At 67.4% G+C, this 16,427-nt stretch carries 20 protein-coding genes and 1 pseudogene; 12 read left to right on the top strand and 9 right to left on the bottom strand.

From position 1 onward, the window contains the following. From AC1DXK_RS16830 to AC1DXK_RS16845, 4 genes and pseudogenes are all read right to left on the bottom strand, one after another. Positions 1-173, bottom strand: a pseudogene (locus AC1DXK_RS16830) (PhnA-like protein); the annotation flags it as partial. A gap of 46 nt (positions 174-219) precedes the next feature. Continuing rightward, positions 220-726 (bottom strand): CsbD family protein, encoded by a 507-nt coding sequence (locus tag AC1DXK_RS16835; protein ID WP_457108283.1) that lies wholly within the window; start codon positions 724-726, stop codon positions 220-222. A 67-nt stretch (positions 727-793) separates the two neighbouring features. Then, complete coding sequence (locus AC1DXK_RS16840) at positions 794-967, bottom strand: CsbD family protein (protein WP_457108282.1); 174 nt, start codon at positions 965-967, stop codon at positions 794-796. Between the two features lie 93 nt (positions 968-1,060). Further along, a complete protein-coding gene (locus AC1DXK_RS16845) occupies positions 1,061-2,524 on the bottom strand; it encodes a helix-turn-helix transcriptional regulator (protein ID WP_477298401.1) in 1,464 nt (487 codons plus the stop codon). Between the two features lie 343 nt (positions 2,525-2,867). On the opposite strand from AC1DXK_RS16845, the gene AC1DXK_RS16850 reads away from it, so the two are divergent. Next, positions 2,868-3,404, top strand: coding sequence for a sigma-70 family RNA polymerase sigma factor (locus tag AC1DXK_RS16850; RefSeq protein WP_477298403.1), 537 nt, complete (start codon positions 2,868-2,870; stop codon positions 3,402-3,404). A 173-nt stretch (positions 3,405-3,577) separates the two neighbouring features. Continuing rightward, entirely contained in the window at positions 3,578-4,315 is a 738-nt protein-coding gene (aqpZ, locus tag AC1DXK_RS16855) for an aquaporin Z (RefSeq protein ID WP_457108279.1), read from the top strand. Between the two features lie 196 nt (positions 4,316-4,511). On the opposite strand, the gene AC1DXK_RS16860 is transcribed toward aqpZ, so the two are convergent. Beyond that, positions 4,512-4,970 (bottom strand): BA14K family protein, encoded by a 459-nt coding sequence (locus tag AC1DXK_RS16860; RefSeq protein ID WP_457108278.1) that lies wholly within the window; start codon positions 4,968-4,970, stop codon positions 4,512-4,514. Between the two features lie 13 nt (positions 4,971-4,983). Between AC1DXK_RS16860 and AC1DXK_RS16865 the strand changes: the two genes are divergently transcribed. Next, on the top strand, positions 4,984-5,169 hold the full coding sequence (locus AC1DXK_RS16865; RefSeq protein WP_457108277.1) for a hypothetical protein: 186 nt from the start codon (positions 4,984-4,986) through the stop codon (positions 5,167-5,169). A gap of 760 nt (positions 5,170-5,929) precedes the next feature. Continuing rightward, positions 5,930-6,799 carry a methyltransferase, TIGR04325 family gene (locus tag AC1DXK_RS16870; RefSeq protein ID WP_457108276.1) on the top strand — a complete coding sequence of 290 codons (870 nt, stop codon included), beginning with the start codon at positions 5,930-5,932 and terminating at the stop codon, positions 6,797-6,799. A gap of 271 nt (positions 6,800-7,070) precedes the next feature. Here AC1DXK_RS16870 and nhaA read toward each other — a convergent pair whose 3' ends face one another. Further along, positions 7,071-8,252 carry a Na+/H+ antiporter NhaA gene (gene nhaA / locus AC1DXK_RS16875; RefSeq protein WP_457108275.1) on the bottom strand — a complete coding sequence of 394 codons (1,182 nt, stop codon included), beginning with the start codon at positions 8,250-8,252 and terminating at the stop codon, positions 7,071-7,073. A 494-nt stretch (positions 8,253-8,746) separates the two neighbouring features. On the opposite strand from nhaA, the gene AC1DXK_RS16880 reads away from it, so the two are divergent. From AC1DXK_RS16880 to AC1DXK_RS16895, 4 genes are all read left to right on the top strand, one after another. Continuing rightward, positions 8,747-9,211: a YidB family protein gene (locus AC1DXK_RS16880; RefSeq protein WP_457108274.1), complete on the top strand. Its 465-nt coding sequence runs from the start codon at positions 8,747-8,749 to the stop codon at positions 9,209-9,211. A 122-nt stretch (positions 9,212-9,333) separates the two neighbouring features. Further along, on the top strand, positions 9,334-9,657 hold the full coding sequence (locus AC1DXK_RS16885; protein ID WP_457108273.1) for an ArsR/SmtB family transcription factor: 324 nt from the start codon (positions 9,334-9,336) through the stop codon (positions 9,655-9,657). Between the two features lie 307 nt (positions 9,658-9,964). Continuing rightward, positions 9,965-10,390 carry a YeeE/YedE family protein gene (locus AC1DXK_RS16890; protein WP_457108272.1) on the top strand — a complete coding sequence of 142 codons (426 nt, stop codon included), beginning with the start codon at positions 9,965-9,967 and terminating at the stop codon, positions 10,388-10,390. Positions 10,391-10,393: 3 nt separating this feature from the next. After that, the gene (locus AC1DXK_RS16895; RefSeq protein WP_457108271.1) at positions 10,394-10,843 is read left to right on the top strand and encodes a DUF6691 family protein; all 450 of its coding nucleotides are present in this window, start codon (positions 10,394-10,396) and stop codon (positions 10,841-10,843) included. A 356-nt stretch (positions 10,844-11,199) separates the two neighbouring features. On the opposite strand, the gene AC1DXK_RS16900 is transcribed toward AC1DXK_RS16895, so the two are convergent. Continuing rightward, positions 11,200-11,601: an ArsR/SmtB family transcription factor gene (locus AC1DXK_RS16900; protein WP_457108270.1), complete on the bottom strand. Its 402-nt coding sequence runs from the start codon at positions 11,599-11,601 to the stop codon at positions 11,200-11,202. Positions 11,602-11,676: 75 nt separating this feature from the next. Between AC1DXK_RS16900 and AC1DXK_RS16905 the strand changes: the two genes are divergently transcribed. After that, positions 11,677-12,381: a sigma-70 family RNA polymerase sigma factor gene (locus tag AC1DXK_RS16905; RefSeq protein ID WP_457108269.1), complete on the top strand. Its 705-nt coding sequence runs from the start codon at positions 11,677-11,679 to the stop codon at positions 12,379-12,381. A 69-nt stretch (positions 12,382-12,450) separates the two neighbouring features. Here AC1DXK_RS16905 and AC1DXK_RS16910 read toward each other — a convergent pair whose 3' ends face one another. Both AC1DXK_RS16910 and AC1DXK_RS16915 read right to left on the bottom strand, forming a co-directional pair. Next, positions 12,451-13,026, bottom strand: a complete 576-nt coding sequence (locus AC1DXK_RS16910) for a hypothetical protein (protein ID WP_457108268.1) — start codon at positions 13,024-13,026, stop codon at positions 12,451-12,453. A gap of 105 nt (positions 13,027-13,131) precedes the next feature. Then, positions 13,132-13,380, bottom strand: coding sequence for a hypothetical protein (locus AC1DXK_RS16915; RefSeq protein WP_457108267.1), 249 nt, complete (start codon positions 13,378-13,380; stop codon positions 13,132-13,134). 353 nt (positions 13,381-13,733) lie between these two features. Between AC1DXK_RS16915 and AC1DXK_RS16920 the strand changes: the two genes are divergently transcribed. From AC1DXK_RS16920 to AC1DXK_RS16930, 3 genes are all read left to right on the top strand, one after another. After that, a complete protein-coding gene (locus AC1DXK_RS16920; protein ID WP_457108266.1) occupies positions 13,734-13,994 on the top strand; it encodes a hypothetical protein in 261 nt (86 codons plus the stop codon). 347 nt (positions 13,995-14,341) lie between these two features. Next, positions 14,342-14,605, top strand: coding sequence for a hypothetical protein (locus AC1DXK_RS16925; RefSeq protein ID WP_457108265.1), 264 nt, complete (start codon positions 14,342-14,344; stop codon positions 14,603-14,605). 369 nt (positions 14,606-14,974) lie between these two features. After that, entirely contained in the window at positions 14,975-16,219 is a 1,245-nt protein-coding gene (locus AC1DXK_RS16930) for a KpsE/RkpR family capsule polysaccharide export protein (RefSeq protein WP_457108264.1), read from the top strand. Positions 16,220-16,427: the final 208 nt, after the last annotated feature.

Here is a 16,427-nt window from a genome sequence, read left to right on the forward strand (position 1 = left end):
ACCGAGGCCAGGCCGACGCCGACGCCGACGAGGTTGACGATGACCTGGGTCACCAGGGCGGTGACGGCGCCGGCGAAGATGGCACCCCACGAGATCTGGTTGAGCAGCACGGCGCGTGTGTCGGCCTGCGCGGCTGTCGTTGCGAGGGGGGAAGCGGTCGTCTGGATGGTCACACTTTTACTCCGGATCTTGGGTCGTTCGAGGTCGCGGTTCGGCGGCTCAGTCGCGGGTGGCGTTGACGAGCAGGCCGAGGCCGAAGCCGACGGCGCCGGCGATCAGCAGGGAGGCGAGCGGGTACTCGGCGACTTGGCCGCTCACACTGCCGTTGCCATGGCGCAGGGCACGGGCACCGCGCGCGTAGGCATCCTCGGCGTAGTCGGAGGCGTCGTCCGCCGCCCGGCGCACGGACCGGCGGGCGCGGTCGAAGTGATCCTCGGCGGCGCCCTGGGCGCGGCGGGCGCGGTCCTCGACGTCGTCGGAGCCGACGAAGCCGCCCACGGTGTCGCGAATCCGGCCGCCGATATCGCGGGCGGTGTCGGCGACGTGCTCGGCGGCATCGCGCACGGTGTCCTTGGCCTGGCCGTAGAGGTTCTCGGCGTGGCCGGCGGCCTCGCGGGCGCGGCCCTCGACCGAGTCCTTCTTCGAGCCGGTGAGGTCGCCCACCGTGCCCTGGACCTTGCCGCCGATTTCCTTGGCGGCGCCCGTGATCCGATCCGTATCGACCATGTCGTTCTCCTCGCGTGATGGTTGTGTGGGACGGCGCCACCGCATCGGGGCGCCGGTCGAAATCGCGTCAGTCTCCGCGCGGCTTGGCGGGCGGGGTCGCGACGGACTTGGCGGCGCGGGCCTCGCGCTTCTGCCGTCGCCCCTCGGCCTCGACCCGGATGTCGCCGGTGAGCTTGCCGAGGGCTTCCTTGACCGAGCCCTTGAGGTGGTCGGTGGAAGTGGAACTCGTGTCTTCGGTCATGGGCACTCCGTCGTGTTCGAGAAAACCCTGCACCGAAGATGAGATGATCAATCCGTCCCTGACTTCAATGAGCAATCCATACCGGTATCTTGATCATTTTGTTCCCGAGACATGCAGGGGAAATCCGTTTTCCCGTCCCCAGACGACGGCTTCCGAGCGTTTGTGAGCGCCGATCTTGCGGTAGAGTGCGGCGCCATGATTGCGCACGGTGTTACGTGACAGGTCGAGCTTGCGAGCGATGGCCGCGTCGTCCAGGCCCGAGCAGATGAGGTTCAGGATCTGGCGCTCGCRCACCGTCAGGTTCACGGCCGAGGCGTCCGCCCGGCCGGCATCCGGTCTGCGCAGGTTGGCGAGTTTCTCGATGAGGCCGCGGCTGAACCAGGACGTGTCGGCCATCACCGTCTCGATGGCGTCGAACAGCTCCCGTTCGGTGTGCTTGCGCTCGGTGATGTCCTGCATCACGAGCAGCACGCAGGGATCCTGGTCGATCTCGATGCGCTCCGCCGAGACGAGGCAGTCGAGGTTCGCCCCGTCCTCGTGGCGCAGGCAGACCTCGGCGCCGAGGACGTACCCGTTCCGCTCCAGGGCGACCTCGAAATCGGTCCGTTGCCGGTCGCTCACCCAGAGGCCGGACTCGGTCAGACTGCGCCCGAGGACCTTGTCCTCGCCCAGGCCGAAGACCCGGGTGAAGGCTTCGTTGACCCCCGTGACGTGGAAGTCCTCGCCCCGGGCCAGCACGGTCGGGACCGGCGTCAGGCGGAAGGCCTTGGCGAAGCGCGCCTCGCTTTGCCGGAGCGCCGTCTCCGCCTTCCGACGCAGCTCGAGATCGGCGAAGGTGAAGAGCATGCATGGCTCGTCGCCCATCTCGATGGGCTGGCCCGCCACGATGACGAAGCGGGTGCCCCCATCCGGCAGGCGCAGGCACGCCTCCATCTGCGGGATCGTCCCGCCTGCCTTCAGCCGGGAGATGGCGAGGTCGCGGTTGCGCGCGTCGGCCAGCACGTCGACCTCGTAGACGCTGCGCCCGATCATGGCGTCGCGGGTGAACCCGGTCATCTCCAGGAATCCGGTGTTCACCTTGACGTGGCGCAGGTCCGACAGCCGCGTGATCACGGCGGGAGCCGGGTTGGCGTTGAAGGTCGCCTCGAAGCGGTCCTCGGCCTCGAACTGGTCGGTCACGTCCTTCAGGATCAGCGCGAGGCAACTCGGCTTCCCCGCGTGGTCGGTGGCGACCAGGCTGCGCAGCGAGTGCACGAAGTCGATGTCGGGCTTGTCGGCCCGCCGCACCTCGACGACGACGTCGTGGAAGCGCTCGCCGGCGACGACGCGCTCGATGGGGTACTGGTTGGGTGTGACGTTGTTGCGGTAGCGCAGGCAGAAGCGCTCTCGGTAGGCATCCACCGTCGGCCCGAGTTCGTCCATGCTGCTGGCCCCATGCATCGCGAGGGCGGCCTCGTTGGCATACGCGATGGTCTGGTCGGGCTCGACCAGGATCACGCCCTCGCTGAGGCCGGCGATGATCTGCCGGAGTTCATGCCTGTCGACGCCTGCGGTCACGGCTCGCTCTACCCACTCGTGCGTTCACTGCCCGATCGGCAGCGGGGCACAAACGGGTTGCGCACAAGGCGGTTCCAAAATTTATGTTAAGATCCCAGTACGCACGTATCATTGACGCGGGGATCTGCGACCAAAGATTGATGCTCACCGAGCCCACGGGACCGACGGATGGTCCCAGGGGCTGCCCTCAGGATGATGGTGAGCCTACCCCGTGCCGCATGTCGCCGAACAGTTTCGTTCGCCCGCCGCACACGGCGCCGTGATCTCATTCACGCGCGCTGAACTCGGGCGAGGTCTACGGAATTACTACCGGGGCGTCTCGCCGCCCGATGAGGAATCTCCGTTGGCCGGCTCCCTCTGGCGTCTGTCGGAGGCGCTGGACGCAGCCAAGATGCGATCGGGCCACGGCTTCGCGGCCGAACTGGTCGCGGTGGTGCCGCATCTGCGCCGGTTCGCGCTGTCGCTGACCCGCAACGCCATCGAGAGCGACGACCTCGTGCAGTACACGCTGCTCAAGGCCTGGGAGCACCGTACCAGCTACCGGCCCGGCACGGCCTTGAAGGCGTGGCTTTTCACGATCCTGCGCAACGGGCACCTCAACGACCGGAAGAAGCACCGGCGGGAGGTTCCCGACCCGGATGGTGCGCACGCGGCCGGGCTGTCGAGTCTCGCCGATCAGGAGCACCGGCTCGTCGTGCAGGACGTGCAGGAGGCTCTCGGCCGGCTCGAACCGGCTCAGCGGGAAACGCTGCTCCTCGTCGCGGTCGAGGACCTGTCCTACGAGGCCGCCGCGGCGCGGATCGGTTGCCCGCCCGGCACGGTGAAGAGCCGGGTCAGCAGAGCCCGAGACCGGCTCGCTGCCGAACTCGGGGAGGCCTGACGGGTGCTCCCGAACGCCACGACGGCGCTACCGGACCTCGGGAGGCTGCAGTCCCGTCACCCGTCGTCACCGCAATCCGTATCGGCGCGGGCTCCGACGACACCCCGCGAATGCTCCCGATGAAAAGCTGCCGATGATGCGAGCCCCAGAGATGGTCCCGAAGGAGGATGATCATGAACCATGACCTGAGACGCCGCGCGGCCGCCGAGTTCTTCGGCACCTTCTGGCTCACCTTCGGCGGCTGCGGCGCCGCCGTGCTGTCGGCAGCCTTCCCCGAACTCGGCATCGGGTTCGTCGGCGTCGCCCTGGCCTTCGGCCTGACGGTGCTCAGCATGGCCTACGCGGTCGGCCACATCTCCGGCGGCCACTTCAACCCGGCCGTCACCCTCGGGCTCTGGGCCTCCGGCCGGTGTGCCAACAGGCACGTCGTCCCCTACATCCTCGCCCAGCTCGTCGGCGCCATCGTGGCGGCTGGCGCCCTCTATCTGATCGCCTCGGGCAAGGCGGGTTGGGTCGCGAAGGGCTTCGCCTCCAACGGCTACGGAGATCTCAGCCCCGGTAAGTTCGGCCTTGGCGCCTGCCTCGCCACCGAGGTTCTGACGACCTTCTTCTTCCTGATGATCATCATCGGCTCGACCTCGAAGGGCGCGGCGAGCGGCTTCGCCGGCATCCCCATCGGGTTCGCTCTAGTGCTGATCCACCTCGTCTCGATCCCCGTGACCAACACCTCGGTGAACCCGGCCCGCTCGACCGGCGTCGCCCTGTTCGCCGGCGGAGAGTACGTGATGCAGCTCTGGCTGTTCTGGCTGGCCCCCATCGCCGGTGCGATGGTCGCGGGTGCCCTGGCCAAGTGGCTCTACGAGGACACCAAGATCGTCGACACGGTCGTGGTCGAGCGGCGGGCCGCCTGACCCCGGGCATGAAGGGGCCGGCTTGGCCGCATCGCACGCCGCCGGCCTCGACGGGACGATGCCGAATCGTCCCGGCGGCTCACCGCGTCCCGACGCCCAGGGATGCCGCGACGCGCCGGCTCTGGCCTCTGATCAAAGAAGAAGCCCCGGCCGCTGGCGAGCGACCGGGGCCTGAGATCAGGCGACCGCGCCGTGCTTACGGACAGGGATGCCGGAACCCGTCGTAGCCGAGGTACGTGCCCGAGGCCGGGTCGTAGGAGCCGTAGCGTGCGGCGCAGTAGGACGAGCCGCGCACGGCGACCGGACGCGCGTACACGACCGGGGCGGGGGTCTCATAGACCGCGACGGGCCGCGCCGCGTTGCTGGCGGCCGCCGAGCCGATCACCGTGCCGGCCGCAAAGCCGAGAAGGCCTGCGCCGACCGCGGCGCCGACGCCGGGACCCCGGCGATAGCCGTACCCGCCGTATCCGCCCCGCCAGCCGCCGAAGCCGCCACGGTGCCAGCCGCCACGGAACTGGCTGTAGGACACCGGAAGGGTGCCGGCCCGCAAAGCGTCCATGGCCTTGCCGGCATGGACCGTCTCGGCCGCCTGGGCAGCCGGGGCGGCAAGGCTGGCCAGCACGGCCAGGGTGGCGACGCCGATCTTCGTCCTCATCGAATGGCTCTCCATGGCTCGGATCGCAGATGCCGGTATCAGCATCCGCATTGACTTATCGAACAATACGATGTCACCATCGTTCCTTCTGAACGGTTTGTTTTTGTTTTCTGAAGTGTTTCCAAATGATAAGCTAGGCTTTGTGCCGCAGCAAGATCCCGCTTATGCGCATGGCGCGGCGCAGAATAGAAGAGAGTGACGGCTCTGACCGCCGCAGAGACGGCTCCGATGCGCCGGCCCGGCCTGGTTTATTTACCAGTATACATTGATCATTTGTTCTGGCAGCGTTCGCCCGCTCAGGCGCCATCGTGTCACGGACCGCTCGAAGAGGCGTTTCCGCCGGCCGACAGGCCGGTGCGCGACGGCGCCAGCTTGGTCACTCGACGGGTCACCGGGGGCGCGCCGGACTGCACTACGGGGCGGCGCACGTTCGGTTTCCCGCGCAAACGGACCGTCCGCCTTGGAGAAAGCGTCCCGAACCCTCGGCCGCCAAGGGAGCCGGTATCCTCAGGATGAAGGCGCCCGCGCCGAACTTGGCCCTCGCGCCCTCCCGACATGCCCTGATGCATCACGTGTCGCGACCACGAAGGTCGGAAGGTTGGCGGCTTCCTCGATGTCACTTGGATCCCGGGCGCCCTCGTCGGCCAGCGGTGACCGTGCCCTCTGGATCGATCCTAACCCTGTTTGTCGCCGCTCATCATTAGAGTCCGTTCTGGTTCTGCTTGGACCKGGATGCAGACGCGTCCGGGGCAAGGCCGGAGCGCCTTCGAAAATTTCAATCCGAACGGAGGCTTGCATGGCCCGAAGATGCGCAATTTCGCACATCACGCAATTTGTGATGATTGCGATATATAGTGTATGTCCATCATAAGAAGGGATCTGCTTTGCCAAATTCAATTGGAGCAAATGAGAAACGGGCTGCAATATGAATTCTGTCAAATATTCGAACCTGAGGAACTATGAAGACAGCAAAATCAAATTCTCGCAACTCATCAACCTCCATCGGTCGACTGCGCAAAATTCGGGAATTTTTAAAAGTCGACAGATTTAAAAAATCATCGAAGCTGAGACGAATTCTTCGATCGAGCCACCAACAGCGGTGGGGCAAGTTTCAATCGCGCGTGGAAGCGGAGAATTTTCTATCGAAATCAAAAAGGGCGCACTATGACAGCCCTGAGATCGTTGAATTCAATCTAGATTTGTTCAGAGATGTACATCTCTTCGACTGGCCGGTGCTGTATGCACTGCAGAGAATTGCAACCGAAGGCAAACTCAGGTCGGTTGTGGATTTCGGCGGCCATGTCGGCGCGAAATACTATGCTTATCGCAGCGTCATGGATTTTCCGCGGGACCTAAAATGGCAGGTTGTCGATGTGCCTGCAGTCTGCGCGGAGGGCTCTCGCAGGCTCAAGCCGGAAGATAGCAATCTCAGCTACTCAGAAGATATCAGCGCTATCGATGCCTGCGACGTTTTATTTTGCTCAGGATCCCTACAATACAGCGACGAACATCTTTTTCGATTGCTGGAAGAATGTCCACTCCGGCCGCAGGTCATAATCCTCAACAAGGTAGCCGTGTCCGACGATATGTTTTACACGCTCGAGTCGTTCGAGATCGGGCGGATGCCGTATAAAATTGTTACCCAGGATTATCTGGATGACGTGAGAAGGCAATTCGACTATCGTAAGTCGATCCAGTGGTCGATTCCGGAGATGAACTTTACGGTTCCGCACAAGGGTGGCAAGAGCGCCGTGCGGATGATGGGCGAAATATGGGTCGATCCAAGCAATCAAATCAATCTGCCGATCCACGGCCATCCAGCCAGCTGATGCAACACGACCACGATCGCCGCCTGCGCACCACGTCCCTACAAGATCATTCCGCTGCAGGGGCACACCGCGATCGGCATGGCATGATTTAGACCGAGGTCGATCGGGTGGGACGAGCGCCCCGCATTCGACCCGGCTCAGCTCGATGATGCGGGCTGGGTATCCGATGACCCTGATGGTCCCGCCACTGTCCACGCGCATTGTGCCGCGGTCCGGGTGACGCCGAACAGCTGCGGCGCGGCCCATCGGAGCCGCGCCGGCCGGTCTAGGCTCAGCGGCGCGACGACGGAGCTGGGGCGAGGCGCAGCACCAGAGCCCCCGCCGCCATGCAGGCGAGGGAGCCGAACAGCACGCCAACCTTGGTCTCGGCCTCCAGCTCCGGCTGCTGCGCGAAGGCGAGCAGTCCGATGAACAGGCTCATCGTGAAGCCGACCCCGCAGAGCAGGGCAACGCCGTAGATCTGCGGCCACGTCGCGCCGGTTGGACGCTGTGCCCACCCGAGGCGCACGGTCGCGAGCACGAAGCCGAACACGCCGAGTTGCTTGCCGAGGAACAGGCCGAGCGCCACGCCCAGCGTCACCGGGTCGAGGAGCATCGCCGGCCTGAACGCGGCGAAGGACACGCCGGCATTGGCAAACCCGAACACCGGCAGGATCAGGAACGCCGTCCACGGGCTGACGGCGTGTTCGAGGATGTGCAGCGGCGAGGTCGGATCGTCCGGTTTGCCGACACTCAGCCGGAGCGGGATCGTCAGGGCGAGCAGAACGCCCGCGATGGTCGCGTGCACGCCGGACAGGAGCACGAAGACCCACAGCACGGTGCCGAGGGCGAGGTACGGCCAAAGCCGGCTGACCCCCGCCTTGTTCAGCCCGTACAGCGCCGCCAGGGTCGCGGCCGCACCGCCGAGCATCGGCAGCGACAGGTCGGCGGTGTAGAACAGGGCAATGATGAGCACTGCACCGAGGTCGTCGATGATGGCGAGCGCGGTCAGGAACACCTTGAGCGACACCGGCACCCGCGGGCCGAGCAGAGCCAGGATGCCGAGCGCGAAGGCGATGTCGGTGGCGGCCGGGATGGCCCAGCCCCGCAGGGTTTCGGGGGAATGCCGGTTGACCGCGGCATAGACGAGGGCGGGCAGGATCATGCCGCCCAGCGCGGCGACGCCCGGCAGGATGCGGTCCGGCCAGGTGCGCAGGCGCCCGTCGAGCAGCTCGCGTTTGATCTCCAGGCCGACGAGCAGGAAGAACACGGCCATCAGGCCGTCGTTGACCCAATGCAGCACCGAAAGCGGACCGACATGGGCTTTCAGCGCGGCGAAATAGGTGTCGGCGAGCGGCGAGTTGGCGACGGCCAATGCCAGCGCGGCGCTCGCCATGAGGACGAGGCCGCCGCCAGCGGCGCTCGTCAGCAGGCCGCGCAGGGACGAGAGGGGTCGGCGAAGGAGTGAGGGCACGCGCACAGGCCTTCAGCCGCGGGCGGCCCGACCCGCGCAGAGACCTGCCGATCCGACCTCCGGATCGCGCACCCGGCGCGGCCTATCGCATCGATCGGCGGTTCCGGCAACCCGCGCCTGCCGCCGCTGCTGGGATGAGGGCGGCGCGCCGATCGACGTGCGCGGTCCGCTGCGAGGGGTGTTGCGTCAACACCGCGAGGCCGCCTGCGCAAGGTCGGCACGGAGCCCGATGGCTCTTTCGCGGAGACCCCGCAGCCCGGCGCCGAAGCGACGTGGCGGCGGGGATCGACGGGCTGCTCAGCGAACAGCGGTCCGCCGGACGCGGGGACGCGTCGACGGGCGCACCGGCGCGGGGGATCGACATCATCGCGGGTTGTGACGATGGCTCCTCGGGACACACTCCAGAGCGCATCTGTTGGCACACCCGTGCGTTGGGACAAGCGGTTCCCGCGGCGGACGCCCTCGACCCCGCCGCCCAAAGGTGGAGACGATCGATGCGTGATGGCTTCCCCTCCATGACGGCGCTCCTGGGCCTGCTCGCCCTGGCCGGCTACCAGAACAGGGACAAGCTCGCCGAATTGCTCGGCGGCGCAGGACAGGGCACTCCCGCGCCCGCCGGCCCCGCACCGGCATCCGGTGGCGGCCTCGGGGGTCTTCTCGGCGGCCTCATGGGCAACCAGCGCGGCGCGGACCCGGGCGGGTTTCTGAACAGCGGCCTGGCCGAGATGCTGGAGCGTTTCCAACAGGCCGGTCACGGGGCGGCGGCGCAGTCCTGGGTCAGCCAAGGCCCCAACCAGGAGATCACACCGCCGCACCTGGAGCAGGCCATCGGTCCAGACGTTCTGGCGGCCCTGACGCAGCGCACGGGGCTGTCGCGCGAGGAGCTGCTCGCGCGGCTCTCCCGAGAACTCCCACAGGCGGTCGACCGCTATACGCCCGACGGTCGGGTTCCGGCCTGAACGCGCTTCGCTGCGGCGGCCAACGCTGCAGCAGCGTCTTTCGGCCGCGGCGTGGCGACCCGCTGACATTATATTAGGGTCGCCTAAATAAGCGGTGTCCGACACTGTGGGATCAGGGGCCGATGGACGCCGCGACGCCGAATGAACTGATGCGCCTCCAGGACAAGGCCGGCGACGCTGCGCGCCTGCTCCGCCTCCTCGCCAACGAGAAGCGCCTGCTCGTCCTCTGCCTGCTCATCGCCCGCGGAGAGATGGACGTCACGCGCCTCGCAGAGGCGGTCGAACTCAGCCAGTCGGCGCTCTCGCAGCACCTCGCCAAGCTCCGGGAGGATGGGCTGGTCGCGTTCCGGCGGGAGAGCCAGACGCTCCACTACAGGCTCGAGGATCCCCGGACCGCCCGCATCCTGGCGACCCTCAAGGACATCTTTTGTCCGGACCTCGCCTGACGGCCGCGCCCGCGAAGGATCTCCGCCTCGAGCCCCGGGCAGTCCGGACGATCGCCGAGGCGCAGGCTCAGCCCGCCCCGGCGGGATGCCATCTCGGCGATCGCGGGGACGAGCCTTCTTCCCGTCGCGTTCGCCAGGAGGGGGTCTGCCGATCCAGGCGGACCTTGCCAAAACATTAGATTTCTCTAAATCAGTGATCTCTAATGTTTTTGCGCCCGGCCGCGGGAGCGAGCCGGTGCTGGATCGGTCCAGGCTCCGCCCGCGGACCGGGCCGGACCGTTCAGAGCGAAATTCGGGAGCGATCACCATGGACGGGTTCACACCCCTCAGTGCCGTTCTCGGCGGCGTCATGATCGGCACCGCGGCGGCGCTGTTCCTGCTCCTCAACGGACGCATCGCCGGCATCAGCGGCATCCTCGGCGGTCTGCTGGCCTTGCCCCCGGACGGGACCGGCTGGCGCGTCGCCTTCCTGGGAGGACTGGTGCTGGCGCCGCTCGCCTATGCCGGCTTGGGCGGAAGCCTGCCGCCGGTGACGGTCGACGCCGCGTTCCCGCTCTTGGCCGTTGCGGGCCTGCTGGTCGGGTTCGGCGCGCGCCTCGGGGCCGGATGTACGAGCGGCCACGGCGTCTGCGGCATCGGCCGCGGCTCGCCCCGCTCGCTGATCGCGACCGGCACCTTCATGGCCGTCGCCATGCTGACCGTCTTCGTCACGCGCCACCTCGTGGGAGCCTGAACCATGGCCAGAACGGTCTGCGCATTCGCCGTCGGCCTGCTGTTCGGCCTCGGCCTCCTAGTCTCCGGCATGGCCAATCCGGCCAAGGTCCTCGCCTTCCTCGACGTGACCGGACGCTGGGACCCGAGCCTCGCCCTCGTCATGGCAGGTGCCGTCACGGTGTCGGCCGTCGGCTACCACGTCGCCAAGCGCCGCGGGCGGCCGGTCTTCGCGCCGAGGCTCGACATCCCGACGCGCCGTGACCTCGACGCGCGTCTGATCGCCGGGGCCGCGATCTTCGGTCTCGGCTGGGGTCTGGCGGGACTGTGCCCCGGACCCGCCTTGACCATCCTCACGCTGGTGCCGACCCGGGCCGCGACGTTCGTGGCCGCCATGGTCGTCGGCATGCTGATGGTCGGCCTCGTACCCCGACCGGCCTCCGAGCCGACCGCGGCGAAGGGCGCCGATGCGTGATGCCCGCTCTTCCGGCCGCCGGTGTCGCGGCCGGGGAGGTGCTGGCCCGCCTCGAACGGCCGGACAGAGTGCCCGTCGACCTCCGCGGGGGCGAGGAATTTGCGAATTACGGGAAGGTCGTTGGCGCCGTCCACGTGCCGCACGGGCTCCTTTAATCCCCGGGTGATCCGGCGCAGTCGACCCATAAGCCCGAATTCGGGGGAGGCAGGAGTCGGGTTCTCCTCTGCGCGTCGGCCAACCGCTCGGCGCTCGCCGCCAGGCCGTCACGCAGGTGGCGGGCGCGTGTGCCGCGCGGGTTAAGGCGGCGGCGGCGTCGAACGTGCCTGAACCCCCGAAGTGGCGGGCGTTCGGCGGGATCAGGACCGCGTCGCGCCCGCCGCCTGCGTCGAGGCATGATCCGCCAGGGGCGTTCCGCACCGGCTTTTGCCCGGGGCCTCCCCCTCGGCTGCCGGAAGCCCGCAGCGTTCCGGTCGGTCCTGGCAGCATTCGCGCGTCGGAAAGACGGTCAGTCCCCTCACGGTCCCGGGAACTGCGACGTAGATGACCGACCGGGCCTGCCGGTGCGTGCGGACGAGGCCGGCGCCGGCGAGGTGCTGCATGTGGAAGGTCAGCGTCGAGGGCGCGCATTTGGCCGCCGCGGCGAGAGGACCCGCAGTCATGCCGTCGGGCAGCCGCCGCTGAAGCACGCGGAAGCCGCTAAGACGGGCGTCCTGCGCGAGGGTCGAGAGAACCGCCAAGGCCTCGTCAGCCTTCATCATGACGCCTTATTTCGATGAACATCGAAATTAAATGCATTCCAGATTAGCTTGGCCGTTGCGTGGAGAAGCCCAACAGTGACCGATCCCTCGCGCAGCGCCAAGCTGACGGCCGAATCCGTCGGCGACGGCAACCGCACGGCAGACCTCACGTCGCACCTCAAGGGTCCCTTACAGGACTACTTCGTCCTGGCCGAACAGATGCCCCTCCCGGAGAAGCTGTCGGATCTGGTCGGGCGGTTCGAGGCCGGGCTGGCACGCTCCGGCGAGCGGCTCGCCGCGACGTTTCGCGACGACCTCATTCGCGCCCTGCCAATGCTGCGGACCTTCGCCATGTCGCTCTGCGCGAACGAGGCGCGCGCCGACGACCTCGTGCAGGAGACGCTGGTCCGCGCGTGGTCGAATCAGGCGCGGTTCGCACCGGGTAGCAACTTCACCGCCTGGACCTTCACGATCCTGCGCAACCAGTTCTACAGCGAGATCCGCAAGGCCAAGCGGGAGGTCGAGGACGCCGACGGTGTCCATGCGAGCACCTTGACGGCGGCTCCGGATCAGGAGCATGCGGTCGCCCTCGGGTCGGTAATGAACCTGATCGGCACGCTGCCCTTGCCGCAGCGGCAAGCCCTCCTCTTGGTCGGCGCAGGGGGCTTCACCTACGAGGAGGCCGCGATCCGTCTCGGCTGCCAAGTCGGCACCGTGAAGAGTCGGGTCAGCCGGGCGCGCAACGTCCTCGTCGAAAGCCTTGCGCAGGACGCAGGGGCGCTGGGCTTCGCGGGCCTCTAGGATCCCCCCCGGACCATCCTCGACCACCGCCTTGGCCTTTGCTCTGCGGCGTAGGGTGCGGGCTCGGGATCACGGGGCGCGGCAGTCCATCGCGCCCGCGGCCTCGATTACGCTGAGGGCTCTGCGCCGGACCTCCAGACTCACATTCGGGCTGTCCGAGACGGCCGATGCGTCACGCTTCAGCGTCGCGTCGCACGCGCAGGAGTTGTACCCGGCCGTGTCGTAGCAGGCATCGTGGCGCATGCAGGCGGCGTCGAGGTCGTCGGTCGGGGGCAGGCCCTCGCCGCGCTGTCCCTTCCCGCAGTAATTGCCGTGGAACAGTTCCTTGCCGGCGATGACCCGGCCGAGGTCGCCCTTCGGTGGGATCGGTGCTTCCGGCCGGCCGCCCGGGTTGAGGTCGTTGGCCGGGCCGCCGGCCTTGGACCCGGACCCGCGCAACGTCTTCGGGATCTCGGACCGTTCGCCGGGCTCGTTCAGCGGCTCGCCGGTTCGTCCGTTCGGGTCGGACAGTTCCGGCAGCGGCGGGGGTGGCCCGGGGCGCGGTGCGCTCTCCTCTGTCGCCTGAGGCTCGATGACCGCCTGCGCCAGGGCGCCATGCGCCGCTAATGCGGCAACGGCGAAGACGAGTGCGCGGACGAGGGTCATGAGGGTTCCGAAGTGCTGCGGCGTGGCCGGGATCGACGGTCCAGGTGGCCCAGGTGGTTCGGAGCCTGGGCCGGCTGACGAGGCGCGGGTCTGTCGTCGGTGGCGCTAGTAGCCGTAGCGATACCCGCCGAAGCGACGGCCCTCGATCACCCGCACATCCCTGCGGCCGTACCCGCCGAAGTCCCGGTGACGACGATATCCGTGGGCGGGCGCCCAGGGCGGGGGACCGCCGTGCCGGAAGCCACGCTCGCCGCGAGCCCAGGGCGGATCGGCCAGGGCGGCTGAGGAAGAGCCGAGAACGCCCCCCGCGACCGTCAGGGTACCGAGCAGGATCAATATCGTTGTGCGGATCATGGATGCCTCCCGCGCAGCGGGATCGGCCCCGGCGCGGTCCAGATACGGTGCACGGCCCAAAACCGTTCCGCACCAAGTGACGCGTGACGTGCCACCGCTCCAACTAGGCCCCGCCGCTCCAACGCACTTGGCGCGGCCTCACACGAATACGGTAAGTCCAAAACACGACGTTCGTATTCGCCTCCGCAGCGGCCCTGCTTTGCAAAACTGGCAAACTCATCCCGGAGGCCGGCGCGCAGATTCAAGAACTTCAGCGCTGATTGCGCGGAACCGTGAAGCCAGAACCGTCTCATTTCTTGGGAACGGTCGCGGGAACAACGCCGTTAAATGGGCCTCAACGGAGGAGACACTTGATGCGACGCTTGCCGATCATCGTTCTCGCCACCCTCGCCCTTGGGGGCAGCGCCCTCGCCACCGAGCAGGGGGCGTCGTCCAAGACCCCGGGGCACGAGATGCAGGAGCGCGGAAGCCGGGCGGGGAGCCCCGGCGCGTCCGGCTACGCGCCGGGCCACGAGATGAAGTCCGGCGGGATGGAGTCGACCGGTTCGACCACGCGGACCGGTGGCACCGCGACCGGCACCTCGGGCGCCGGCTCGACCGGAACCCGCCGCTGACGCACCTGCTGCCGCCCCGGCTGGCCTTCCCGGCCGGTCGGGGCGCATGTCCGAAGGGCGAGGCCCGGCGACCGGCCGTCTCGACCCTGCAAAGACCGTGAGGCCGCACCGGCAATCCTATCGGGACGATGCGAACCCTTTCCGGCGCCTCGCATGAGCCGTATCGGCGACCGACGTGCCCCAGACCGCCCGATACAGCCTCACCCGACACAAGGCGACAAGTCTTCGTCAGACAATCACACTCCATGAACGATTGATGAATGAATAGCCCCGAATAATCGAAGACCCATTTCGGAACCGTCGTGTGCCGAAGTGTATTTATCCTCTGAAATCGCAATGGGAGACAGATGATGACCAAGCTTGCCCTCACACTGGCTGCCGGCGCTGCCTTGCTGGGCGCCGCGTCTGCGGCCCAGGCGCATGAATGGGGAAGCGGTTACGGCTACGGTGATGGACCGGGTTATGGCCATTCCCGCGTGATCGTCCGCGAGGGCTACCGCGACGGTTACCGCGGGGTCCGGTTCGGCCATCGCGAATGGGACCGTCCCGGTGTCCGCGTGATCGAGCGCCGCGGCTACGGCTACGGTCACCGTGACGACTGGGACGACTGATCCCATCTGACAAGCCGGATCGATCGATGGGGCGTCCTTCGCGGGGCGCCCCATTGTCGTGCGGGAGCAGCGTAGCGCAAAGAGGGGCCGACCTTCCTTCGCGAAGGCCGTCCGGTCCGCGCGTCCGCTGGGCGCGTGCCCGCGCGACGCGACCGGACGGGTCTTCGCGATCCGGAGACGGATGGTGTCATCGTGTGCACCGAGGGACAGGCGGCCCAAGCGAGGGCTGTCGGCCCGCTCCGATGACCCGATCCGAGGGGTTGCAGTGGACATGCTTTCGCCGCCTGGCCGTGTGACTGGCTTGGCGAATTGCATGCACGCCTCGCGGGCCGATCACGCCCGCGCCGGCCCCAGCTTCGAGTCGCAACGATGAACATGCAGGTCGAGAAGGCCTCGGGCAGGCCCCTGAAGGGCATCGACCGGAACACCGTGATCGCGCAGTCGCTCCGGCAATTCGCCCGCCTGCCGGGCCTTCCTGACACCAAGAAGGGTGTGCGTTCGTATCAGAGCCACGTCAAAAGCGATCCCTGGCTGCCGATCCTCTTCGTCGTCTGCTTCGTCCTGCCGACCCTGGGCGGGGCCATCTACTACGGCCTGATCGCCTCGGATCGCTACGTGACCGAGGCCCGGTTCGCGGTCCGGCCGACGGTCGGCACCACCGACAAGGCGACGCCCGATTCGGTCGGGACGAACGCAGGCGTGATCAAGGCGACGATCGCCCAGGAAACGCTGATCGCGCAGGAATACATCCACAGCCGACCGATGGTCGAAACGATCGCGGCCGAGCTCCCGATCCGCGAATGGTATGGCCGCGACAGCATCGACATGTTTTCCGGGTTCAACCCGGACAAGCCGGTCGAGAAATTCCTGCGCTATTGGAAGCGCCGGGTGGACGTCGACGTCGAATCCGCGTCCGGGATCATGTCGCTGTATGTCGAGGCTTTCGATCCGGACGAGTCCCTCGCCATCACCAAGGCGATCATGGCCGAAACCGAGCGGATGTTGAACGACCTCAGCATGCGGTCCCGCCAGGATGCCCTGGATGTGAGCGCGCGCGTCCTGAGAGCCGCCGACGAGCGCGAGGCGAAGGCCAGTGCGGCGCTGAACGACCTGCGCAACCGCGAAGGCGTGCTCGACGTCATCAAGTCGAACACCGCCACCATCAAGTCGGTGTCGGAATTGCGGGACTCGCGCACCAAGCTCGCCGTTCAGCTGTCGGTGCTCCAGCGGGATCTCGGCCCGCAGGCCCGCAGCATCATCGACCTCAAGCAGCAGATCAACGACCTCGATGCGAACATTGCCAAGGTCCAGCAACAGCTGGCCGGCACCGCACCGACGGAGAAGCGTCGACTTTCGGACGCGCTCACCCGATTCGAAGACCTCGAGCACGAGCGCGAGAATGCCGAGAAATACCATCGTGACGTGCAACTGGCCTATGACCGCGCCCGCATCGTGGCCCAGCAGCAGGTGGTGGCCCTGGCGCCGATCGTCGAACCCATCAAGGCCGGGTCTTCCACCGAGCCCAGACGGGTTCTGATGATGAGCATCGTCACCGCCGCCGCCGCCGTTCTGTTCGCGGCCGCGGTGTTCATCCGCCGGGTGCTCATGAATTGAGGCTGGCCGGGATCGGTACGGACGCCGATCCCAGGCGCAAGGAGGTCGAGCGGTGGCGCGGCCCGGCACGCACGAAAAGGCCCGCCGCGGCGGACCGGGCGGGCTGAGGGAGTGCTTGGGAGGAAGCGCGACCGTATTGCGCGGCCGCCTGGCATACCAGCCTCAGGCGTGCAGGGCAGGTCTGCGTCGCCATAGGGCATCGTCGGGG

It is taken from the genome of Methylobacterium sp. P3_A11 (genome assembly GCF_056403155.1).